The 23,543-nt window shown below is 76.5% G+C and carries 15 protein-coding genes; 11 read left to right on the forward strand and 4 right to left on the reverse strand.

What is annotated here, in order from left to right:
• Positions 1–144: 144 nt before the first annotated feature.
• Positions 145–3,882: an SCO7613 C-terminal domain-containing membrane protein gene (locus tag GYH36_RS12885; RefSeq protein ID WP_162290034.1), complete on the forward strand. Its 3,738-nt coding sequence runs from the start codon at positions 145–147 to the stop codon at positions 3,880–3,882.
• 120 nt (positions 3,883–4,002) lie between these two features.
• Positions 4,003–7,506 carry a glycosyl hydrolase family 95 catalytic domain-containing protein gene (locus GYH36_RS12890; protein WP_203231836.1) on the forward strand — a complete coding sequence of 1,168 codons (3,504 nt, stop codon included), beginning with the start codon at positions 4,003–4,005 and terminating at the stop codon, positions 7,504–7,506.
• 34 nt (positions 7,507–7,540) lie between these two features.
• Here GYH36_RS12890 and GYH36_RS12895 read toward each other — a convergent pair whose 3' ends face one another.
• The gene (locus GYH36_RS12895; protein WP_162290035.1) at positions 7,541–8,401 is read right to left on the reverse strand and encodes a YrhB domain-containing protein; all 861 of its coding nucleotides are present in this window, start codon (positions 8,399–8,401) and stop codon (positions 7,541–7,543) included.
• A 39-nt stretch (positions 8,402–8,440) separates the two neighbouring features.
• Positions 8,441–8,914: an Lrp/AsnC family transcriptional regulator gene (locus GYH36_RS12900; RefSeq protein WP_162290036.1), complete on the reverse strand. Its 474-nt coding sequence runs from the start codon at positions 8,912–8,914 to the stop codon at positions 8,441–8,443.
• Positions 8,915–9,056: 142 nt separating this feature from the next.
• On the opposite strand from GYH36_RS12900, the gene pdhA reads away from it, so the two are divergent.
• The 9 genes from pdhA to GYH36_RS12945 all read left to right on the forward strand — a co-directional run bounded on the left by pdhA (position 9,057) and on the right by GYH36_RS12945 (position 20,483).
• Positions 9,057–10,445 (forward strand): pyruvate dehydrogenase (acetyl-transferring) E1 component subunit alpha, encoded by a 1,389-nt coding sequence (gene pdhA, locus GYH36_RS12905; RefSeq protein ID WP_162290037.1) that lies wholly within the window; start codon positions 9,057–9,059, stop codon positions 10,443–10,445.
• Entirely contained in the window at positions 10,442–11,506 is a 1,065-nt protein-coding gene (locus tag GYH36_RS12910) for an alpha-ketoacid dehydrogenase subunit beta (protein WP_155099100.1), read from the forward strand. The genes pdhA and GYH36_RS12910 overlap by 4 nt, the downstream gene beginning before the upstream one ends.
• A complete protein-coding gene (locus GYH36_RS12915) occupies positions 11,503–13,101 on the forward strand; it encodes a dihydrolipoamide acetyltransferase family protein (RefSeq protein WP_162290038.1) in 1,599 nt (532 codons plus the stop codon). The genes GYH36_RS12910 and GYH36_RS12915 overlap by 4 nt, the downstream gene beginning before the upstream one ends.
• Positions 13,098–14,726, forward strand: coding sequence for a carboxyl transferase domain-containing protein (locus GYH36_RS12920; protein WP_162290039.1), 1,629 nt, complete (start codon positions 13,098–13,100; stop codon positions 14,724–14,726). Before GYH36_RS12915 ends, GYH36_RS12920 begins: the two co-directional genes overlap by 4 nt.
• A gap of 5 nt (positions 14,727–14,731) precedes the next feature.
• Positions 14,732–16,999, forward strand: coding sequence for an ATP-binding protein (locus GYH36_RS12925; protein ID WP_162290040.1), 2,268 nt, complete (start codon positions 14,732–14,734; stop codon positions 16,997–16,999).
• Positions 16,996–18,171 (forward strand): acyl-CoA dehydrogenase family protein, encoded by a 1,176-nt coding sequence (locus GYH36_RS12930; protein WP_024839919.1) that lies wholly within the window; start codon positions 16,996–16,998, stop codon positions 18,169–18,171. The genes GYH36_RS12925 and GYH36_RS12930 overlap by 4 nt, the downstream gene beginning before the upstream one ends.
• Before the next feature lie 137 nt (positions 18,172–18,308).
• Positions 18,309–18,899: a MaoC family dehydratase gene (locus GYH36_RS12935; RefSeq protein WP_162290041.1), complete on the forward strand. Its 591-nt coding sequence runs from the start codon at positions 18,309–18,311 to the stop codon at positions 18,897–18,899.
• A complete protein-coding gene (locus GYH36_RS12940) occupies positions 18,893–19,774 on the forward strand; it encodes an HpcH/HpaI aldolase/citrate lyase family protein (RefSeq protein WP_376739827.1) in 882 nt (293 codons plus the stop codon). Before GYH36_RS12935 ends, GYH36_RS12940 begins: the two co-directional genes overlap by 7 nt.
• Before the next feature lie 115 nt (positions 19,775–19,889).
• Positions 19,890–20,483 (forward strand): hypothetical protein, encoded by a 594-nt coding sequence (locus GYH36_RS12945; RefSeq protein WP_115941687.1) that lies wholly within the window; start codon positions 19,890–19,892, stop codon positions 20,481–20,483.
• Positions 20,484–20,494: 11 nt separating this feature from the next.
• On the opposite strand, the gene pntB is transcribed toward GYH36_RS12945, so the two are convergent.
• Both pntB and GYH36_RS12955 read right to left on the reverse strand, forming a co-directional pair.
• Positions 20,495–21,907 carry a Re/Si-specific NAD(P)(+) transhydrogenase subunit beta gene (gene pntB, locus GYH36_RS12950; protein WP_162290042.1) on the reverse strand — a complete coding sequence of 471 codons (1,413 nt, stop codon included), beginning with the start codon at positions 21,905–21,907 and terminating at the stop codon, positions 20,495–20,497.
• Positions 21,904–23,496: a Re/Si-specific NAD(P)(+) transhydrogenase subunit alpha gene (locus tag GYH36_RS12955; protein ID WP_162290043.1), complete on the reverse strand. Its 1,593-nt coding sequence runs from the start codon at positions 23,494–23,496 to the stop codon at positions 21,904–21,906. The genes pntB and GYH36_RS12955 overlap by 4 nt, the downstream gene beginning before the upstream one ends.
• Positions 23,497–23,543 lie beyond the last annotated feature (47 nt).

Consider the following 23,543-nt stretch of genomic DNA (forward strand, 5'->3'; position numbering starts at 1 on the left):
CCGGGAGCTCCGCCCGTCACACCCGGGCGGCGACCTGGGCCGGGACCCCGGCCGGTGGCGCCGGGGCCCGGCGGTCCCCGATCCGCGCCGGCCCCCGGTCCGACGGCCGCACGACCCGCACCGGGCGGTCCGGCCCCGGCCGTCGTGCCCGCGCGGGCCCCGGGCGCCGTCGCGTCCGTGCCGCGCACCGCCGGAGCGCCGGGTCGCGCGGCCGAGACCCGGTCGGTCGGGCTCCAGCCGGTCCTCGCCGGGGCGGGCGCGGGGCTGCTCGCGGTCGCGGCGGTCGTGTTCGTGTTCTTCACGTTCGCCGACGACCTCGGCCTGCGCGCCCTCGTCACCGGGGTCGTCACGGCGCTCACCGTCGGCGCCGCGGTGCTCCTGCGGTCGCGCGGCCTGCGCTCGTCGGCCGAGGCGGTCGCGGCGCTCGCGGTCGTGCTCGCGGTCGTCGACGTCGAGCTCGTGCTGCAGGCGTGGCCGCTCGACGCCGCGGGTGCGGCCCTCGCGCGCGCCGCCCTGGTCGCCGTCGTCGTCGCCGTGCTCGGGGTCGTGGGCGCCCGGGCGCGCGTGCGGGCGTGGCTGACGAGCGCCGTCGTGCTCGGACCGCTCGTCCCCCTGCTCGCCGCGCCCGCCGCGCAGGCCGTGTGGGGGTGGGCGGTCGCGCTGCTCGCGACGGCCTGCCTCACCACGCCGGCCCGGCCCGTCGCCGAGAAGGCGGGGGCGCGCGTCGGCAGCGCGCTCACCGCCGAGCGGGCCGTGCTCGGCGTCGTACGGACGACGGCCGTCCCCCTCGCCGTGCTCGTCGGGCTCGCCGTGCCCGGCCCGCCGGGGCTCCCGGCGGGGTCGGGCGCCGCCCTCGTCGCGCTCGGGGGCGCGCTCGTCGCGACCCTGCTGCGCCACGCGACGCGCGAGCGGCGCTGGTACGCGATCGGCGGTGCGGCGGCGGTCCTCGCGGGCGCGCTGCTCGGCACCGGCGGCGAGGTCGCCTGGATCGGTCTCGTGCCCGCGCTCGCCGCCGCGGCGTGGCTCGCGCTCCTCGCGGTCACGGCGCCCCGCGGGGCGCGCGCGTCCGGTGCGTCCGTGGTCGGGCGGTCGGACGCGCTGCTCAGCGGTGCCGTCGTCGCGCTCGCCGCCGCGACCCCCGCCGTCGCGGTCGCCGGCCTGCGCGCGGTCGAGGTGCTCGTCACCGCGACCGCGGGCACCCCCGTCGTGCTCACCGACGCGCCGCTCGGCGTCGGCGTCGTCGCGGCGACCGGCGAGGGCATGACGCCGGGGGCGTCCGGTGCCGCGCTGCTCGACGGCACGCTCGTCGGGCTGCTCGCCGGGATCGTCGTCCTCGCGGTCGGGGCTCGCCTCGCGCTGCGCACGCCGCGCCCCGTCCCGCTCGCCGCGGGGACGGTCCCGCTCGCCGCCGGGGCGGTCCGCCTCGGCGCGGCCCCGGTCGTGCGCACCGGTCGCGTGCTCGCCCCGTGGCTGGTCCTCGTCCTCGTGCTCGCGCTCGTCCTGGACCCACGCCTCGCGGGCGTCACGTCGCTCGCCCTCCTCGCGGTCCTCGCCGGCGCGCTCGTCGTCGCGACCGCGCGACCCGTCGCGGCGTCCGCCCACGACCCCGGCGCCACCGTGCGCGCGGTCCGGCGCGGGGCCGGGCGCGCGCTGCGGCCCCTCACGCGGCGCGTGCCCGGCGCGCGCGCCGCCGTCCGGCACCACGTCCTGCCGGTCGGCCGGGCGGAGCGTCGCGCGTGGCGCACCGCGGCGGTCGCGGGCGCGGGAGCGGCCGTCGTGCTCCTCGTCGCGGGGTCGTGGGTCGCGCGGCCGACCGCCACCGTGGGCGCGCTCGTGGTGGGGGTTCTCCTCCTGGCCGCCCGAGCCGCCGCGCCGCGCGGCCTGCACGCCGCGCTGGTCGGGACCGCGTACGCCTACGTGCTGCTCGTGCTCGGCACGACCCTCGCCTGGGCCGGGCTCCCGATCGTCGCGGTCCTGTGCACGGTGTCCGGGGTCGCGTCCCTCGTCGCGCTCGCGGTGACGCTCGTGCCGCGCGTCGAGCGCGACACGTGGCGGGCGGTGCTCGGCGTGACGGCCGTCCCGTTCGGCCTGGGTGTCCTCACGGTCGTCGACGAGCGCAGCGCGTGGTCCGTCGGCGCGTGCGCCGCGATGCTCGCGCTCGAGGCCGTGCTCGTCGCGTCCCGGCGCCCCGGGAGCACCACCGCGCTGCGGGGGCTCGCCGCGGCGCTCGTCCTGCCGACGGCGTCGGTCGCCGTCGTGAGCGCCGGCGCCGTCGTGCTCCCCGGCAGCGGGTCGCCCGTCGTGCTGCCCGTGGTCGCCGTCCTCGTGGCCGCCGCGCTCGCCGTGGCGCGCCCCGTGACCGCACGGCTCGACCTGGCGGCGGGCCGCGTGCCCGTCGAGGCGAGCGCCGGGGTGACCGGGGCGATCGCCGTCGGGCTCGCGTTCGGCCGCCCGGCCGCGGGCCCCGCCGTCGCGGTCGCGGTGCTGCTCGTGCTCGCCGCGGGCACGGGCCTCGCCGCGCGCGAGCCCGACCGGCGCGGGGAGTGGTGGCTCACCGCGGGCCTCGCGACCGCCGCGCTGTGGACGGCGCTCGCGGCCACCGAGGTCGGCCTCGTCGAGGCGTACACCGCGCCGCCGGCGCTCGCCGCCGTCGTCACGGGGGCTCTGCTCGCGCGCCGGGCGCGCCGCTGGTGGGAGCTCGTCGCGGCGGGCCTCGTGCTGCTCGTCGTGCCGTCCGTGCTCGTCCTGGGGGCGGCCGCGCGCGCCGGGGACGTGCGCGCGTCGGTCCTCGTCGTGGCCGGCGCGGGGGCCGTCGTGGGCGCCGCGCTGCTCGGGCGCGGCACGCCCGCCGGGGGCGGGTGGCGGGCCGCCGCCGCGCTGCGCCTCGCCGTGGCGGGCGTCCTCGCCGCGACCGCCGGGACGGTCGAGTCGCTGCACGTCGCGCACGTCGTGGGCGGGGGAGCGGTCTTCGCCGTCGGGCTGGCGTGGGCGCTCGCCGCGGGCGGCGTCGCGCTCGGCGCGGGCCTCGTCGCGGCCCGGGTCGCACCCGCTCGCGCGGCCGGTACCGTCCGCCGCTGGGCCGTGGCGCCCGCTGCCGTGCTCGTGGTGGCCGGGGCCGTCGCGAACGTGCGCCCGGTCTGGGGCGCCATCGCAACCGTGTGGGCCGTCGAGGTCGCGCTGCTCGTGCTCCTCGTGGTCGGGGTGCGGCGCGCCGTCCGCGGCGTGCACGACCTCCCGCCCGCGTGGTGCACGTGGCTCCTCGCGCTCGCCGCGGCGATCGGCGCGTGGTCACCGCGCGAGCTGCGCGTCGAGGTCTTCTCGCTCCCGCTCGGCGCCGGTCTCCTCGTCGCGGGCTACCTCGCGCTCGCGGCGGGCACGACGGCACGTGGCGCGGGAGGGGGCGGCGCGCCGGCGGGCGACGGTGCGTCGGGTGCGGGTGCGGGTGCGGGTGCGGGTGCGGGTGCCGGGCCGGACGGCGCGGTCCGGAGCGCGCCGCCGTCGCTCGCGGCGTGGCCCGTCGGGTTCGCCGGGTCGTGGCGCACGCTCGCGCCCGGGCTGCTCGCGGTCGTCGGGCCGTCGGTCCTCGCGACGTACACCGACGCGCGCACGTGGCGCGCGGTCCTCGTCGTCGTGCTCGCGCTCGCCGCGGTGCTCGTCGGCACGCGTGCCCACCTCGCCGCGCCGTTCCTGCTCGGCGTCGCGGTGCTGCCGGTCGAGATCCTCGTGGTGTTCGTGTCCCAGCTCGGCACACGCATCTCCGCGGGGCCGTGGATGCTCACGCTCGCCGCGGCGGGTGGCCTGCTGCTCATCATCGCGACGTACTCCGAGCGCCGGATCGCGGCCTCCGGGGGCGCGGCGTCGTACCTGCGCGACCTCCGCTGAGCACGCCGCCCCCGACGAGGCGGATATACATCTGATCTATCATGCGTCATGATGCTCATCAACGACGCGGCATCCGGCAGTGCGCGCGAAACACTAGATCATTGATGCTCTGGAGGTTCCATGCCTGTCGACCGCCTGCTCGACCGCGAGGTCCCGCGCCGCCGCGCGCTCCAGCTCGGCGGCCTCGCCGCCGCCGTCCCGTTCCTCGCCGACCTGCTCGCCCCCGCCCCGGCCGCCGCGGCCACTGCCACCGCACCCGCCGCGCGCCGCGCGCCCGTCCCGCTCCCCGAGCTCTCGCCCCGCGCGCTGTGGTACTCGACCCCGGCGACGGACTGGTCGTCGCAGGCCCTGCCCGTCGGCAACGGCCGCCTCGGCGCGATGCTCTTCGGCCACCCGGACGAGGACCTCGTCCAGCTCAACGAGAACAGCCTGTGGGGCGGGCTCAACGACTACGACAACGCGCTCGCCGGCCAGCCCGACGGCGCGTACGACCTGGGCGTGCGCGGCTTCGGCTCCTACCGCGACTTCGGCCGGCTGCGCGTCACGTTCGGCGGGCGGCCCGTCGTCACCGCGCCCGGCGGCCCGTACCAGGACTCGGCGTCGAACGAGACGGTCGCGCAGACCTACGACGGCAGCAGCGCCACGAAGTGGTGCATCATCGAGCCGCCGCCGCACGTGCTGTGGCAGGCCGAGCTCCCCGCGCCGCGCGTCGTCTCGACGTACAGCCTGACGAGCGCGAACGACGTGCCCGAGCGCGACCCGCAGGACTGGACCGTGCTCGGCTCGCTCGACGGGACGACGTGGACCACGCTCGACACCCGCTCGCGGGGACCGTTCGAGCAGCGGCAGCAGCGCACGACGTTCACGATCGCGAACCCCGGCGCGTACCGGTTCTACCGGGTCGACTTCGCGCCGAAGCCGGGCGTCAGCCACTTCCAGGTCGCGGAGGTCTCCCTCGGCGACGTCGACCTCGCGCAGGGCGACGCCGTCTACGTGTCGTCCCCGAGCGGGCACGCGGGCGAGGCGGACGGCGGGCTGGTCCGCAGCGTCGACGGCGACCCGGCCACGGCGTGGCGCGTCGCCGACGCCGGGGCGGCCGCGAGCTGGCAGGTCGAGCTCCCCGCGGCGCGCGCCCTCACGGGGTACGCCCTCACGACGACGTCCGCCGGGGCCGACCTCGACCCGCGCTCGTGGCGGTTCGAGGCCTCGAACGACGGCGCCACGTGGACGACGCTCGACGCGCGCACCGACGTCGCGTCCGGGCCGCGCGGCGGCGAGCGCGCGTTCACCGTCGCGAACACCGTCGCGTACGCGCTGTACCGGCTGACGATCACGTCGCCCGGCGCGTTCGAGGTCGCGGGCGTCGCGCTCACCGGCACCGGATTCGACTCGCGCACGCGCCGCGCCGTCGTGGGGTACCGCCGCGCGCTCGACACGGCCGTCGGCGTGCACAGCACGTCGTTCACGACCACCGCCGGCACGGTGCTGCGCGAGACGTTCGCGAGCCGCGCGGCCGACGTCGTGGTGCTGCGGTACACGACCGACGCCGCGGACGGGCTCACCGTGGACCTCACGCTCACGTCGGCGCAGGAGGGCGCCCCGACGACCGCGGACGCCGCGGCGCGGAGCCTCGCGTTCGCGGGCGAGATGGCGAACGAGCTGCGCCACGCGGCCGAGGTGCGCGTCGCGCACACCGACGGCGAGGTCACCGCGGCGGGCGCCGGCCTGCGCGTCGCGGGCGCGTCGACGCTCGTGCTCGTGCTCGACGCCCGCACGGACTACCGGATGAGCGCCGCGCACGGCTGGCGCGGCGAGGACCCGGTGCCGCGGCTCGCGGCGTCCCTCGACGCGGCGGCGGCGCGGTCGTTCGAGGACCTGCGCACCGAGCACGTCGCGCAGGTCGGCGCGCTCATGTCGCGCGCCACTGTGCGGTGGGGGACGTCGCCCGCCGACGTCCTCGCCCTGCCCACCGCGCGCCGCCTCGCGCGCTACGCCGCGGGCGGCTCCGACCCGGCGCTCGAGCAGTCGCTCTTCGACTACGGGCGCTACCTGCTCCTCAGCTCCTCGCGCCCGGGCGGCCTCCCCGCGAACCTCCAGGGGCTGTGGAACGACTCGAACCAGCCGCCGTGGGCGTCGGACTACCACACCAACATCAACGTCCAGATGAACTACTGGGGCGCCGAGACGACGAACCTCCCCGAGTCCCACGAGGCGCTCGCGGCGTTCGTCGAGCAGGTCGCGGTGCCGAGCCGCGTGGCGACGCGCAACGCGTTCGGGCAGGACGTGCGCGGCTGGACCGCGCGCACGTCGCAGAGCATCTTCGGCGGCAACGCGTGGGAGTGGAACACCGTCGCGAGCGCCTGGTACGCGCAGCACCTCTACGAGCACTGGGCGTTCACCCAGGACCGCGAGTTCCTCGAGGCGACGGCCTACCCGATGATCAAGGAGATCTGCGAGTTCTGGGAGGACCGGCTCAAGGAGCTCCCCGACGGCACCCTCGTCTCGCCGGACGGCTGGTCGCCCGAGCACGGGCCCCGCGAGGACGGCGTCATGCACGACCAGCAGATCGTGTGGGACCTGTTCCAGAACTACCTCGACTGCGCGGCCGCGCTCGGTGCGGACCCGGAGTACCGTGCGCGCGTCGCGGACATGCAGGCGCGGCTCGCGCCGAACAAGGTCGGGCGGTGGGGCCAGCTCCAGGAGTGGCAGACCGACCGGGACGACCCGAACGACCTGCACCGGCACACGTCCCACCTGTTCGCCGTCTACCCCGGGCGGCAGATCACGGCGTCGACGCCCGAGCTGCGCGCCGCCGCGCTCGTCTCGCTCAAGGCGCGCTGCGGCGAGCGCGAGGGCGTGCCCTTCAGCGAGGCCACCGTCTCGGGCGACTCGCGGCGGTCGTGGACGTGGCCGTGGCGCGCGGCCCTGTTCGCGCGCCTCGGCGACGCGGAGCGCGCGCGCTTCATGCTGCGCGGCCTGCTGCGGTTCAACACGCTGCCCAACCTCTTCGCCAACCACCCGCCGTTCCAGATGGACGGCAACTTCGGGATCACCGGTGCCGTCGCGGAGATGCTGCTCCAGAGCCACGACGGCGTGCTGCACCTGCTGCCCGCGCTGCCCGCCGAGTGGGCGGCCGAGGGGTCGTTCACCGGGCTGCGGGCGCGCGGCGGGTACGAGGTGAGCGTCGAGTGGCGCGACGGGCAGGTCGTGTCCTACGACGTCGTCGCCGACCGTGCGCCGAGCGCCGCGCCCGTGCGCGTGCGGGTCGACGGCGAGGACCGCCGCGTCGTGCCCGCGCACGGCGGGGAGCCGATGCGCGACCTCGGGCCGTGGGCGACGCCGACGGTCGAGGTGACGGCGACGACGCGCGCGTTCGCGGGCACGGCGGCCGTCGCGGTGCGCGTCCTCAACGCGGGCGACGAGCCGGTCGACCTCACGGTCACGACGCCCTACGGCGAGAGGTCGTTCGCGGGCGTGGCGCCCGGGCAGAACGCCTACCAGTCGTTCTCCGCGCGGAGGGCCGACGTCCCGGCGGGCGAGGTGACCGTCGTCGCGACGGCGGTCGTCGAGGGCACGGAGACGTCGAGCACGACGACCGTCCCGTACGCCGCGTTCTCGGCCTGACGGCTCGTCGCGCGGGCGCCGGGGCGGCCCCTGGTCACAGGGCGCCCCGGCGCCACCTGTCGAGCGCCTCCTCGGTGGGGTACGCGGTGGGCGGCACGAACCACGGGCGGCCGTCCTTGGGGACGACCACCGGCCCCATGAGCACCTGCTCGGAGAAGTCCTTGCTGCGCAGGTAGTCGACCGAGTTCCACATGACCACCCAGACGTCGCCGTGGTCGGCGACGGGCTCGACGTCGGGGTCGCCCTCCCAGAGCGCGAGCGGACGCCCCAGGTCGCGCTCGAGCTCGGCGAGCACCCCCGCGGCGACGGCCAGCGCCGCCGCGCGGTCCGCGACCGCCGGGGTGCCCGCGGCCGCTCCCTCGGTCGCGGCCCGCTCGTGGAGCAGGTCGGTCAGCCGGCGCGCGAGGTCGGCGCGCTGCTCCCCGAGGAGCGTCACGGCCTCGAGCGTCGACCGCTCGGGCGGCGGGGGCGCGAGCGGGTCGAGCCCCGGGGCGTCGAGGAGCACGTCGTAGAACGGCGCGAGCTCGGCGTCCGTGAACGTCAGCTGGCGCGCCAGCGTCATGAGCGGCGTGCCGAACCGCTCGTGCGAGCGGTTCGGGTCGCAGCCGCCGTCGAGCAGCCGGCGCAGGAGGGGTGCGTCCGTCGCCGCGTCGAGCCGCGCGCTGCCGAGCAGCACGTGCGCCGTCGTGGCGCCGGCGCGCGTCACCGCCGCGGCGTCCGCCCCGTCGTCGAGCAACCTCCCCGCGATCCGGGCCCGCTCGGGCGGCTTGTTGGCCAGCGCCGCGTGCAGCAGCGTGGAGCCGGTGCTGTCCGCCACGTTCGCGCGGGCCGGCTCGTGCACGGCCACGAACTCCTCGTACGTCCCTCTCCTGGCGGTGCGGAACAGATCCCCCACGGTCCTCTCCCCTGGCGTCGACGGTTGTCCCGGTCGACGTTATCGGGTGCGGCGCTGCTGCTCGATGAGGGGGCGCAGGCGGAAGGGGATGAGCTCGCCCATCGAGAGCGACGTCTCGGTGCGCTCGACGCCGTCGATCGCGAGGATCGCGGCGTCGATGCGGAACAGGTGGTCCGTGTCGCGGCACGCGACGGTGACGCGCAGGTCCGCCGTCCCGCTGCGCCCGAACGCCTGCACGACCTCGGGGATGCGCGCGAGGTCCTCGACGATGCGCGCGAGCTCCTTCTGCCGGAGCTGCACCTCGACGAACGCGGTGAGCGGGTGCCCGAGCACGTGCGGGTCGATGCGCCGGTCCAGGTCGAGGAACGCGCCCTCGGCCTCCAGGCGCGCGAGCCGCGCGGCGACCGTGTTGCGCGAGAGGCGCAGGCGGTCGGCGAGCGCGACGATCGTGGCCCGCGGGTCGTCGGCGAGGGCGAGCAGGAGGTCGAGGTCGACAGCGTCGGCGCTGTGCATGCTGCTCACCCTAGCCGAGTGACCGCGATCACAGTGCACGGTGCGTCGGACGTCGGTGGAGCCATGTGCGCGCCGCGGGTTACGTTCGCCCTACCTCGGTCCTCGACGGAGAGGACCGGCTCCCCGAGGTGAGGTGGCGACGATGCCCAGCGAACCTGCGGTGCGGACCGGACCGACGGCGGCAACCCCGCCGAAGGCGTACGACGGTCACCGGGCGGCAACCCCGCGCGACGCACGAGCAGACCGGAAGAACGTGGTGCGCGACGTGCGCAAGGAGGCCCCTCCGCGGCAGGAACCGGAGGCCCCCGCGACGCCGACGCTGCGCCTGCTCGACGAGCAGGGCGCCCGACGCCCCGAGCCCGGGCTCGACCGCTGGCTCGCGGACCTCGACCCCACGGCCGCCGACGAGGCGGCACGCACCGCGGCCCGCGCGACCCTCGTGCGCCTCTACGAGGACATGGTCGTCGCGCGCCGCGTGGACGCGGAGGCGACGGCGCTCCAGCGGCAGGGCGAGCTCGCGCTGTGGCCCCCGCTGCTCGGCCAGGAGGCGGCCCAGGTCGGCTCGGCGCGCGCGCTGCGCGACGACGACTTCGTCTTCTCCTCCTACCGCGAGCACGCCGTCGCGCGCGTCCGCGGCGCGGCGCTCGTCGACCTCGTGCGCGTGTGGCGCGGCGTCGCGGTCTCCGGGTGGGACCCGTACGCGATCAACATGGCGTCGCCGCAGGTCATCATCGGCGCGCAGGCGCTGCACGCGACCGGGTGGGCGATGGGCGTGCACCTCGACGTCGACGCGGGACGGGTCGACGCGGGCGCGGGCCTGCCCGTCGGCGTCGCGTACTTCGGCGACGGCGCGATGAGCCAGGGCGACGTCAACGAGGCGTTCGTCTTCTCCTCCACGTACCGCTCCCCGGTCGTGTTCTTCTGCCAGAACAACCAGTGGGCGATCTCCGAGCCCGTCGCGCTCCAGTCGCGCGTCCCCCTCGCCGAGCGCGCGCGGGGCTTCGGCATGCCGGGCGTGCGCGTGGACGGCAACGACGTGCTCGCGGTCCTCGCCGTGACGCGCGCCGCCGTCGACCGGGCGCGGCGCGACGGCGGCCCGACCTTGATCGAGGCCGTCACCTACCGCATGGGCCCGCACACCACCGCCGACGACCCTCAGCGCTACCGCGACGCGGCCGAGGTCGAGGAGTGGACCGGGCGCGACCCGATCGCGCGGTACGAGGCGTACCTGCGGTCCGTCGGGGTGCTCGACGACGCCGAGGCCGCGCGCGTGCGGGGCGTCGCCGACGACGCGGCCGCCGAGCTGCGCGCCGGGTGCGTCGCGCTCGCCGACCCGCCGCCCCTGTCGCTCTTCGACCACGTGTACGCCGAGCCGCACCACGCGCTCGAGCGCGAGCGCGCCGAGTACGCGCACTACCTCGCGTCGTTCGGCGACGACGACGGGCCGGGGGACGACGGCGCGGGCGGGCCGGGTGCGCCGGGCGACCGGGCGGCGTCGGGCACCGGCGCGACGACGGGGGTGGCGCGATGACCGGCCAGACCCTCACGCTCGCCAAGGCCCTCGGCGCCGGGCTGTACCGCGCGATGACGGACGACGACCGCGTCGTCGTCATGGGCGAGGACGTCGGCCGGCTCGGCGGCGTCTACCGCGTGACCGACGGCCTCCAGGCGGAGTTCGGGGAGCGGCGGGTGCTCGACACGCCGCTCGCGGAGTCGGGGATCATCGGGACGGCCGTCGGGCTCGCCTACCGCGGGTACCGCCCGGTGTGCGAGATCCAGTTCGACGGCTTCGTGTTCGTCGCGTTCGACCAGATCCTGTCCCAGCTCGCGAAGATGCACGCACGCACCGGCGGGAAGGTGCGCCTGCCGATCACGATCCGCATCCCCGTGGGCGGCGGCATCGGGGCGGCCGAGCACCACTCGGAGTCGCCCGAGGCGCTGTTCGCGCACACGGCCGGGCTGCGCGTCGTGTCCGTCGCGAACCCGCAGGACGCGTACACCGTGCTGCGCCAGGCCGTCGCGTGCGACGACCCGGTGATCTTCTTCGAGCCCAAGCGGCGCTACCACCTCAAGGGCGAGGTCGACCTCGACCCCGTCGACCCGCTGCCCCTGGACCGGGCGCGCGTCGTGCGCGAGGGGACCGACGTCACGCTCGTCACGTGGGGCGGCCTGGTCGGGACGGCGCTCGACGCCGCGGTCGCCGCGTCCGACGACGGCGTGTCCGTCGAGGTGATCGACCTGCGCTCGCTCTCGCCGATCGACCACGACACCGTGGCGGCGTCGGTCCGGAAGACGGGCCGCGTCGTCGTGACGCACGAGGCGCCGCGGCAGGCCGGGCTCGGCGCGGAGATCGCCGCGACCGTGACCGACCGCTGCTTCGAGTACCTGGAGGCCGCGCCGGTCCGCGTCACCGGGCACGGCATGCCGTACCCGCCCGCGAAGCTCGAGGGCCACTACCTGCCGGACCTCGACCGCATCCTCGACGGCGTCGACCGCGTGCTGGGCCGGGTCGAGCCGTTCGTGCCGACGGCCCCGGCCGCGCCCCGGTCCGGTGCGGCGGACGCGCGTCCCGTCGAGGCGGTGGCCCGATGACGGCGCTGCGCGAGTTCCGCCTCCCCGACCTCGGCGAGGGCCTCACCGAGTCCGACATCGTGAGCTGGCACGTGCACGCGGGAGACCGCGTCGAGCTCAACCAGGTGATCGCCGAGGTCGAGACGGCCAAGGCGCTCGTCGACCTGCCCTCCCCGTACGCGGGCGTCGTCGCGTCGCTGCACGCCGAGGAGGGCCAGACCGTGAGCGTCGGCGAGCCGCTCGTGACGTTCGAGGTCGACGACGGCGCCGCGACCCCGAACGGTGCCGCCCCCGCGTCGGGCGCCGCTCCGGCCGTCCCGGACGAGACGCCGGCGCCGCCGGCACCCCGGGCCGCGGAGCCCGCGTCCGACGACGGACCGGAGCCGAACCTCGTCGGGTACGGCGCCCGCCCGGACCGGGTGGGCCGACCCGCGCGTCGGCCGCGCCGGGCGGCCGGTGAGACCCAGGTTCCACGGCGCGTGACCTCGACCGCCGTGCTCGACCACGACACGCACGGTCCGGGGGGCGCGGGGGCGACGTCCGGCGCGCCCACCCGCACGACGGGCGAGCGTCCGCGGTCGACCCCGCCCGTGCGTGCCCTCGCGAAGAAGCTCGGCGTGCGGATCGACCGCGTCGAGGGCACCGGTCGCGAGGGGCTCATCACGCGCGAGGACGTCCTCGCCGCGGTGAGCTGCCACCGCGACGTCGTGCGCCCGGCGCGCGGCGCGGCCCCGGCCGCCACGACGACCGCCCCGCCCGCGGCGGCGGCGCTCGCCGCGCCCGCCCCGGCGGTGCCGTCCGGGGCTCCGGCGGTCCCGCCCGGCGGTGCGCAGACCCCGGCCCCGGGCGACGCGGGGCTGCTCGGTGCGCCCGACGCGGAGGTCGTGCCGGTGCGCGGGGTGCGCAAGCACACCGCGGCGGCGATGGTGACGAGCGCGTTCACCGCGCCGCACGCGACCGTGTTCCTCACGGTCGACGTGACGCGCAGCGTCGAGCTGCTCGACCGCCTGCGCACGCACCGCCTCGCGCGCGGCGCGCGGATCACCGTCCTCGCGCTCGCGGCCCGCGCCCTGTGCCTCGCGCTGCCGCGGCACCCCGAGCTCAACAGCGCGTGGCGCGACCTCCCCGACGGCTCCGCCGAGATCGTGCGGCACCGCCGGGTGAACCTCGGCATCGCGGTCGCGACGGACCGCGGCCTCGTCGTCCCGAACGTGCCGGACGCCCAGGACCTCGACCTGCCCGGCCTCGCCGCGGCGCTGACCGACCTCACGACGACCGCGCGCGAGGGCCGCACGACGCCCGAGCGACTCACGGGCGGGACGATCTCGATCACCAACGTCGGGGTCTTCGGGGTCGACGCCGGCACGCCCATCCTCGTGCCGGGCGAGGCCGCGATCCTCGGCCTCGGCGCGGTGCGCCGTCGCCCGTGGGAGCACGACGGCGAGGTCGCGCTGCGTGACGTCGTCACGCTGAGCCTGTCGTTCGACCACCGCGTCGTCGACGGCGAGCAGGGGGCGCGCTTCCTCGCCGACCTGGGCGCGCTGCTGGAGGACCCGGCGCTCGCGCTCGTCGGCGCCGCACCCGGCACGGGCCGGGGGAACGAGGTGACCGGATGACCGTGCTGACGACCGCCGTCGACCCGCGCTCGGACGCCGCGTGCGCCAACGACGCCGCGCAGCGGGCGCTCGCGGACGCGCTGCGCGAGCGCACCGCGACCGTCGCGCTCGGCGGCCCGGCGTCGTCGCGCGACCGGCACGTCGCGCGCGGCAAGCTGCTCCCGCGCGACCGTGTCGACCGGCTGCTCGACGAGGGCAGCCCGTTCCTCGAGATCGCGCCGCTCGCCGGGTACGGCGTGGACGACGGCGCGTGGCCGGCGGCGGGCGTCGTCGCCGGGATCGGCCTCGTGAGCGGCCGGCAGGTCATGGTCGTGTGCAACGACGCGACCGTGAAGGGCGGCACGTACCACCCGCTCACGGTGAAGAAGCACCTGCGCGCGCAGGAGATCGCGCTCGAGAACCGGCTGCCGTGCGTGTACCTCGTCGACTCGGGCGGCGCGTTCCTGCCCCGGCAGGCCGAGGTGTTCCCCGACCGCGACCACTTCGGCCGGATCTTCTACCACCAGGCCCGGCTCTCGGCCGCGGGCGTCGCGCAGATCTCCGCGGTGCTCGGGTCGTGCACGGCCGGCGGCGCGTACGTGCCGGCGATGAGCGACGAGACCGTCATCGTGCGCGGCCAGGGCACGATCTTCCTCGGCGGGCCGCCGCTCGTGAAGGCCGCGATCGGGGAGGTCGTCACCGCGGAGGAACTGGGCGGCGGCGAGCTGCACGCGCGCCGCAGCGGCGTCGTCGACCACCTCGCGGACGACGACGAGGACGCGCTCGACACCGTGCGCCGCATCGTCGCGACGCTCCCGCCCGACCCGGAGCCCGCGTGGGACGTCGTGCCGAGCGAGCCTCCCGCCGTCGTACAGGGGCATGGAAACGATCTGTACGCTGCCGTCCCGACGGACGTCCAGGCGCCGTACGACCCGCGCGAGATCATCGCGCGGCTCGTCGACGGGAGCCGGTTCGACGAGTACAAGCGCGAGTACGGCGACACGCTCGTCACCGGGTTCGCGCGCATCCACGGGCACCCGGTCGGCATCCTCGCCAACCAGGGCGTGCTGTTCTCCGCGTCCGCGCTCAAGGGCGCGCACTTCGTCGAGCTCTGCGACCAGCGCGGCATCCCGCTGCTGTTCCTGCAGAACATCTCCGGTTTCATGGTCGGCACCGACGCCGAGGCGGGCGGCATCGCGAAGGACGGCGCGAAGATGGTCACCGCCGTCGCGACGACGCGCGTCCCCAAGCTCACCGTGATCGTCGGCGGGTCGTTCGGCGCGGGCAACTACTCGATGTGCGGGCGCGCGTACTCCCCACGCTTCCTGTGGTCCTGGCCCGCGAGCCGGATCTCCGTCATGGGCGGGCCGCAGGCCGCGTCCGTGCTCTCGACCGTCAAGCGCGACCAGCTCGCCGCGCGCGGCCAGACGTGGGACCCCGACGAGGAGGCCGCGTTCTCCGCGGGCATCCGCGCCGACTACGACGAGCACGGCAGCCCCTACTACGCGACCGCCCGCCTGTGGGACGACGGCGTCATCGACCCCGCCGACACGCGCCGCGTGCTCGGCCTCGCCCTCGGCGTGTGCGCGCGCACGCCCCTCGCCGACACCTGGACCGGGGACCGGTTCGGGCTCTTCCGGATGTGAGGCGCATGACCCCCCACGACCCGTCCGCCGGGACCTTCCGCACGGTCCTCGTCGCGAACCGCGGCGAGATCGCGTGCCGCGTCGTCGGCACGCTCCGGCGCCTCGGCGTGCGGGCCGTCGCCGTCTTCTCCGACGCCGACGCCGACGCGCGCCACGTGCGCGAGGCCGACGTCGCCGTCCGGCTCGCGAACGGGACCGGCGCGGGCGACCAGCTCCGCGCCTACCTCGACGTCGACGCCGTCGTCGCCGCCGCCGTCGCGACCGGCGCCGAGGCCGTCCACCCCGGCTACGGGTTCCTCTCCGAGAACCCCGCGCTCGCCCGCGCGTGCGAGCGCGCCGGGATCGCGTTCGTCGGCCCCGGGCCGGCGGCGATGGAGGCGATGGCCGACAAGCTCGCCGCCAAGGGCATCGTCGCCGCGCGCGGCGTCCCCGTCGTGCCCGGCGCGGGCGCGCCCGGGATGTCCGACGACGACCTCGTCGCCGCCGCCGACGACGTCGGGTACCCGCTCCTCGTCAAGCCGTCCGCCGGCGGCGGGGGCAAGGGCATGGTCGTCGTCCGCGAGGCCGACGACCTGCCCGGCGCGCTCGCGTCCGCCCGCCGCGTCGCCGCGTCGTCGTTCGGCGACGACACCCTCCTGCTCGAACGGCTCGTCGAGGCGCCCCGGCACGTCGAGGTCCAGGTGCTCGCCGACGCGCACGGGAACGTCGTGCACCTCGGCGAGCGCGAGTGCTCCCTCCAGCGCCGCCACCAGAAGGTCGTCGAGGAGGCGCCGTCGCCCCTGCTGACGCCCGCGCGGCGCGCCGAGATGGGTGCGGCCGCGTGCGAGGTCGCGCGCTCCGTCGGGTACGTCGGCGCGGGGACCGTCGAGTTCCTCGTCCCCGACGCGGCCCCCGACGAGTTCTTCTTCATCGAGATGAACACGCGCCTCCAGGTCGAGCACCCCGTCACCGAGATGGTCACCGGCCTCGACCTCGTCGAGCTCCAGCTCCGCGTCGCCGCCGGGGAGCCCCTCGGGATCGCGCAGGACGACGTCGTGCTCCGCGGCCACGCCGTCGAGGCCCGCCTCTACGCCGAGGCGCCCGAGCGCGGGTTCCTCCCCGCCACCGGTCGCGTGCTGCGGTACGACGACGGCGGCGTCCCCGCCGGGCCCGACGCCTCGCCGCTGCGGCTCGACTCCGGCATCGGGACCGGGACCGTCGTCGGCGGGCAGTTCGACCCCCTGCTCGCGAAGGCCGTCGCCTGGGGCGAGACGCGCGAGGAGGCCGTCGACCGGCTCGACGCGCTGCTCGCGCGGACCGTCGTGCTGGGCGTCGAGACGAACGCGGCGTTCCTGCGCGGCCTGCTCGCGGCCCCCGACGTCCGCGCCGGTCGCCTCGACACGGGACTCATCGACCGGCTCGTCGCCGGTGCCGAGGCGTCGGGGGCCGAGTCCGGCGCGGTGGTTCCGCCCGCCGCGGGGTGGGTCGAGCTTGTGGCCGCGGCACTCTTCGTCGCCGAGCATGGGGTTGTGGCTCGTCCTGACGGCGGGACGGGCGGTAACCGCATGGTCGGCAGTGCGGCGGGTGACGACCCGTGGCGCGCCGGGGACGGGTGGCGGCTCAACGGGCCGGCGGCGGCGCGGCGGGTCGTGCTCGTCGACGCGGCCGGGGCGGCGCACGAGGTGCGGGTGACCGGGACGGCGCGCGACGCCGTCGTGCAGGTCCCCGCGCCGCACGACGACGGGTGGGAGCCCACCGCCTCGGAGCACCCGGTGCGCGAGGTGCGGGCGGGCCTCGCGGCGGACCCTGCGGGGGCGGACGCGTGGTGGCTCACCGTCGACGGCGTGCGCGAGCGCGTGCGGCTCGCGCTCGACGAGCCGACCGCCGCCGACGAGCCCGCGACCGTGTGGCTGTGGCACGACGGGCGCACGGTCGCCCTGGCCGCGCCCGACCGGAGCGCACAGGCCGCGCGGGTCCGGGCCGAGCGCCGTCGGGCCCGTGGCGACGCGCCCGGCGCGACGGACCCCGAGGTGCGCGCGGCGATGCCCGGCACCGTCGTCACGGCCGTCGCGGACGGCGATCCCGTCACCGCGGGGTCGGTCCTCGTCACGGTCGAGGCCATGAAGATGGAGCACCCGCTGCTCGCCCCGCACGACGGCGTCGCGAGCGTGCGCGTGCGCCCCGGCGACCTCGTGCGCCGGGACCAGGTGGTCGCCGTCGTCCACCCCCACGACTCCGGCGCGGCACAACCCGCCGCCCCGGTCCCGCAACCCGACACCCAGGGAGCATCATGATCGAGGCCGACGTCCTGCTCGACGACGAGCAGAGGAAGCTCAGCCAGGTGGTGCGCGACTTCGCCGACAGCGTCGTCGCGCCGGCCGCCTACCGGTACGACACCGAGCGCCGGCTGCCGATGGAGATCATCGCGCAGATGGGCGAGCTCGGGCTGTTCGGGCTGCCGTTCCCGCGGGACGTCGGGGGGCAGGGCCAGGACTACGTGTCGTTGTGCCTCGCGGTCGAGGCGCTCGCGCGCGTCGACCAGTCGATCGCGGTGACGCTGGAGGCGGGCGTCGGGCTGGGGATCGTCCCGATCTACCGGCACGGCTCGCGCGAGCAGCAGGAGACGTGGCTCCCCGACCTGCTCGCGGGCCGGGCGCTCGCGGCCTTCGGGCTCACCGAGGCCGACGCCGGCTCCGACGCGGGCGGCACGCGCACCACCGCGCGGCTCGACGGCGACGAGTGGGTCATCGACGGGTCCAAGCAGTTCATCACCAACTCCGGCACGCCCATCACGAGCCTGGTGACCATCACGGCGGTCACGGGCGAGACGCGCGGCCCCGACGGCGAGGTGCGCAAGGAGCTGTCGAGCATCATCGTGCCCGCGGGGACGCCCGGGTTCGAGGTCGGGCCGTCGTACGACAAGGTCGGCTGGCACACCTCCGACACGCACCCCCTCACGCTGACCGGCGTGCGCGTGCCCGCCGGGAACCTGCTCGGCGAGCGCGGCCGCGGCTACGCGAACTTCCTCCGCGCGCTCGACGAGGGCCGCATCGCGTTCGCCGCCCTCGCGACGGGCGCCGCCCAGGGCTGTCTCGAGGAGGCGCTGCGGTACGCGCGCGAGCGCGTCGTGTTCGGTCGGTCGATCGGGGAGAACCAGCACGTCGCGTTCACGCTCGCCCGCATGCAGGCGCGCGTCCACACCGCGCGGCTCGCGTGGCTCGACGCCGCGCAGAAGCTCGTGCGCGGCAAGCCGTTCAAGGCCGAGGCGTCGGTCGCGAAGCTCGTGGGCGGCGAGGCCGCGATGGCGAACGCGCGCGACGCGTCGCAGATCTTCGGCGGCTACGGGTTCCTCAACGAGAACCCCGTCGCGCGGCACTACCGCGACGCGAAGGTGCTCGAGGTCGGCGAGGGCACGACCGAGGTGCAGCTCATGGTCATCGCGAGGAGCCTGGGACTGGAGAGCTGAACCGGCCCGGCGCCGAACACGGGGTTGCTGTCGTCATCCGGCGATTTCCGGCAGCAACCCCGTGCTCGACGGCGAGCAGGGTCGTTCTCGGCGGACGAGGGGTCAGGGCGACGGGGTAGGGACGAGGGAGGAGCAGGATGCGCGAGGTGGTCCAGCGGGGCCTGTACTACGACGAGCTCGAGCCGGGCGTGGTGTACCGGCACCGGCCGGGCCGCACGCTCACAGAGGCGGACGACGTCGTCTTCTCGACGCTCACCATGAACCACCAGGCGCTGCACCTCGACGCCGCGTGGGCGGCGACGCAGCCGTTCGGGCAGCGGCTCGTGAACTCGATGATGACGCTCTCCACGGTCGTCGGGCTGTCCGTCGGGCAGATCACGCAGGGCACGATCGTCGCGAACCTCGGGTTCCGCGAGGTCGAGTTCCCGAGGCCCCTGTTCCACGGCGACACGCTCTACGCCGAGACGGAGGTCGTCGAGAAGCGGCTGTCGGCGTCGCGGCCGGGGCAGGGCGTCGTGACGCTCGAGCACCGCGGGCTCAACCAGGACGGCGTGCTCGTGGCGCGGGCCGTCCGCACCGCGCTCTTCTGGACGCGCGCGGCGCACGAGGCCGCGAGCGGCCGCACCGGGTCCGCGCCCGACGGCGATGGGGCGGCCGGGGCGGCGCCGGACCCCGGCGCGGAGCACGAGCCCGTGCTGGAGCGCGGCGACGAGGAGAGCGCGTGGTGACCGACGGCGTCGCGCACCTCGCGGACGCCCCCGCGCCCGGGGGCGGGTTCGACCTCGGGCCGGCGCTGCTGTTCTGCCCCGCCGACCGACCCGACCGCTTCGCGAAGGCCGCCGACCGCGCGGACGCGGTGATCCTCGACCTGGAGGACGCCGTCGCCCCGCACGCGAAGGACGCGGCCCGGCGCGCGGTCGTCGAGGCGTCCGCGACGCTCGACCCGCAGCGCACCGTGGTGCGCGTCAACCCCGTCGGCACGCCCGAGCACGCGCTCGACGTCGCGGCGCTCGCGGACACGCGCCTGCGCACGGTCATGGTGGCCAAGGCCGGCCCGGAGCTGCTGGCCTCGCTCGGCGCGCTCGCGGCGACGCTGCCCGGGGTGCGGGTCCTCGCCCTGTGCGAGACGGCGGCGGGCGTCCTCGCGGCCCCCGAGCTCGCGCGCCGTCCCGAGGTGGTGGCGCTGATGTGGGGCGCGGAGGACCTCGTCGCGTCGCTCGGCGGGACGTCGAGCCGCCGCCCCGACGGCTCGTACCGGGACGCGGCGCGGCACGCGCGCGCCGCGGTGCTCCTCGCGGCCGGGGCGGTGGGGAAGGCCGCGGTCGACGCGGTGCACCTCGACGTCGGCGACCTCGACGGGCTGCGCGCCGAGGCGGAGGACGCCGTGGCGTCGGGCTTCGCCGCGACCGCGTGCATCCACCCGAGCCACGTGCCCGTCATCCGGGCCGCGTACGCCCCGACGCCCGACGAGGTCGCGGCCGCCCGCGCGCTCCTCGACGCCGCGGCGTCGAACCCGGGCGCGGTGTTCACGCACGAGGGTCGCATGGTCGACAGCCCGGTCCTGCGGCACGCCGAGGCGGTGCTGCGCCGGAACCGGGCGTGAGCCGCCCCGCGCAGCGCGCCGAGCGGGCTCTCGGGACGGTAGCGTCGGCCCGGTCGGACAAATGCCTCGCTCCGGCCGTTCCGCTTGCGGGCTCCGGCATCGTATGGTCACTCGCGTGAACGTCTACGTCGTCCTGTCCCGCAGCCGAACGGTCCTGTCCCGGACGATCGCACTGGCGACGCGCGACGAGTTCACGCACTCCTCCCTGGCGCTCGACCCGGGCCTCGACCTCATGTTCAGCTTCGGCCGCCGCCGGGCGGGGAACCCGTTCGTCGGGTGCTTCCGGCGCGAGCGGTTCGACGACGGCCTGTACCGCGGCATGGACGTCGTGCCCGGGGTCGTGCTCGCCGTCCCGGTGACGCCCGAGCAGCACGAGGCGATCCGGGTGCGCATCACCGAGTTCCTGCTCGACTCGCACGCCTTCTCCTACAACGTGCGCGGCCTCGTCGGGGCGCGGTTCGGCCGGGGCCACGAGGCCGAGGACCGCTTCTTCTGCTCGGAGTTCGTCTACCACGTGCTGCACGGCGCGGGGGTGTGCGACCTCGGGGTCGAGCGCTGGCAGGTGCGTCCGCAGACGCTCCTCGACCTCCCGGGCCGCGTCGTGTTCCGCGGCGACCTCAAGGACTACGTCGCGGCCCACGGGTCGCTCGAGATCATGCCGTCGCTGACCTTCGGGCGGCCGCGCGAGCGCGAGCGCGTGCTCGGCTGAGCCGGCGGACGTCAGCCGACGCGCAGCGCCGCGACGATGTCCTCGACCCGCTGCTTCGCGTCGCCGAACAGCATCGCGGTGTTCTCGCGGAAGAACAGCGGGTTCTGCACCCCGGCGTAGCCCGCGGCCATCGACCGCTTGAACACCACGACCTGCCCCGCCTCCCAGACGCGCAGCACGGGCATCCCCGCGATGGGCGACCCGGGGTCGTCGAGGGCCGCGGGGTTGACGGTGTCGTTCGCCCCGATGACGAGCACGACGTCGGTGCTTGCCAGGTCGTCGTTGATCTCGTCCATCTCCAGCACGATGTCGTACGGGACGCGCGCCTCGGCGAGCAGGACGTTCATGTGGCCGGGGAGGCGGCCCGCGACCGGGTGCACCCCGAAGCGGACCTGGGTGCCGCCGTCGCGCAGCAGCTCGACGAGCTCGGCGACCGGGTACTGAGCCTTGGCGACGGCCATGCCGTAGCCGGGGGTGATGACGACGCTGCGTGCGTCGCGCAGCAGCGCGGCCACGTCGTCCGCGGTCGTCTCGCGGTGCTCGCCCACCCCGACGTCGCCGCCGCCCGCGGGCGCCGCGCCCTCCTCGGCGCCGAACCCGCCGAGGATGACGGACACGAACGAGCGGTTCATGGCCCGGCACATGATGTAGCTGAGGATCGCACCGGACGAGCCGACGAGCGCGCCCGTGACGATGAGCAGGTCGTTGCCGAGCATGAAGCCCGCCGCCGCCGCGGCCCAGCCGGAGTACGAGTTGAGCATCGACACGACGACGGGCATGTCGCCCCCGCCGATCGACGCGACGAGGTGCCAGCCCAGCGCGAGGGACACGACCGTGAGCAGCAGCAGCGGCCAGACCGACGGCGCGACGACGAACCACGCGACGAGCCCGAGGCTCGCGACGAGCGCCGCGAGGTTGAGCAGGTTGCGGCCCGGGAGCTGGAGCGGTGCCGAGCGCGTGCGCCCCGACAGCTTGAGGAACGCGACGACCGAGCCCGTGAACGTCACCGCGCCCACGAGCACGCCGAGCGCGACCTCGACGAGGTGCGCGACGTCGTCGCCCCCGGCCGCGTGCGCGGTGAGGTAGGAGTTGAAGCCCACGAGCACGGCCGCGGCGCCGACGAAGCTGTGCAGGATCGCGATGAGCTCGGGCATCTGCGTCATCTCGACGCGCCGCGCGCGCCACGTGCCGACCGCCGCGCCGACGAGCAGCACGACCGCGACGAGCAGCGCGGTGACGAGCACGGGGCGCGCGCTCGTGCCGAGCGCGAGGACGATCGTCGCGGCGAGCGCGAGGACCATGCCGACCATGCCGAGGACGTTGCCGCGGCGCGCGGACTCCTGCTTCGACAGCCCCGCGAGGCTGAGCACGAACAGCACGGCGGCGAGGACGTAGACCGCCTGGGCGACGGACGTCGCGGTCATCGGGCCACCCGACGCGCCGGCGCGTCCTTGCGGAACATGCGGATCATGCGGTTCGCGACGAGGAACCCGCCGAAGATGTTGATGCTCGCGACGGTCGCGGCGAGGACGGCGAGCGTCGTGACGACCCAGTCGTCGGACCCGATCTGCAGCAGCGCCCCGACGAGGATGATCCCGGAGATCGCGTTCGTCTGGGCCATGAGCGGCGTGTGCAGCGAGTGGGTGACGTTCGAGATGACGTAGTACCCGACGATCACCGCGAGCGTGAAGACCGTGACGTGCCCGACGAGCGACGGCGGGGCGAACGACAGCGCGAGCGTCACGAGGACCGCGGCGAGCGCGGCGCCCACCGTCCGCCGGCGTCGGCGCAGGGTCGCGGCCTCGGCCGCCGCGGCGGCGGCGCGCTCCCGCTCGGCCGCGTCGACCGCCGGGTCGGGTGGTGGCGAGGACACCGGGGACGGTGCGGCGCTCACCGCGACGGGCGGCGGCGGCCACAGGACCTCGCCGCCGCGCGCGACCGTCATGCCGCGCTGCACGGGGTCGTCGAGGTCGAGCACGAGCGCCCCGTCCCGCGCGGGCGTGAGGAGCTCGAGCAGGTGCACGACGTTCGTCCCGAGGAGCTGCGACGTGTGCTGGGGCAGGCGGCCCGCGAGGTCGGTCCAGCCGAGGATCACGACGCCGTTCGCGGTGACGACGCGCTCGCCCGGCACGGTGAGCGCGCAGTTGCCGCCGCCCGAGGCCGCGAGGTCCACGACGACGCTCCCCGGACGCATCCCCGCCACGGCCTCGGCCGTGAGCGTGCGCGGCGCGCGGCCGCGCACGAGCGCCGTCGTGACGACGACGTCGGCCTCGGCGGCCTCCCGCGCGTACACGGCGAGGGCCGCCGCCTCCTGCTCGGGCGTGAGCGGCCTGGCGTAGCCGTCGGCGGACATGCCCTGCTGCGCGGCGGGCTCGCGCACGGCCGTGCCGCCCATGGACTCGATCTGCTCGGCGGCCTCCGTGCGCACGTCGAACGCCCGCACCTGCGCGCCGAGGCTCGCGGCGGCGCCGACCGCGGCGAGGCCCGCGACGCCGCCGCCGATGACGAACACCTTTGCGGGCGGCGTCTTCCCCGCGGCGGTGACCTGCCCGGCGAACATGCCGCCGTACTCGGCCGCGGCCTCGACGACGGCGCGGTACCCGGCGACGTTCGAGAGCGTGCTCAGCACGTCGAGCGCCTGGGCGCGCGAGATGCGGGGCACGGCGTCGAGCGCGAGAGCGGTGACGCCGTGGTCCGCGAGGCGCTGGACGAGGCCGGGGTCGTTCGCGGGGCCGAGCATCGCGACGAGGGTGGCGCCCGGGCGCAGGAGCGCCACCTGCGCGTCGGTGGGCGCGTTCACCGCGGTCACGACGTCGGCGCCCCACGCGGTGGCCGCGTCGCCGACCGTCGCGCCCGCCGCCTCGTAGGCGGCGTCGGAGAACGTGGCCCCCGCACCGGCGTCGTGCTCGACGACGACCTCGTACCCGAGCGCCCGCAGGCGCTCGACCGTGCGCGGGGTCGCGGCGACGAGCCGCTCCCCGTCCCTCATCTCGCGGGGGACACCGATCCTCACCTGCGGGCTCCTCACCTCGTCGAGCATCGTCGGCACCCGTGCCGCCG

The organism is Cellulosimicrobium composti, from assembly GCF_010287905.1.
Taxonomy (GTDB): domain Bacteria; phylum Actinomycetota; class Actinomycetes; order Actinomycetales; family Cellulomonadaceae; genus Cellulosimicrobium; species Cellulosimicrobium composti.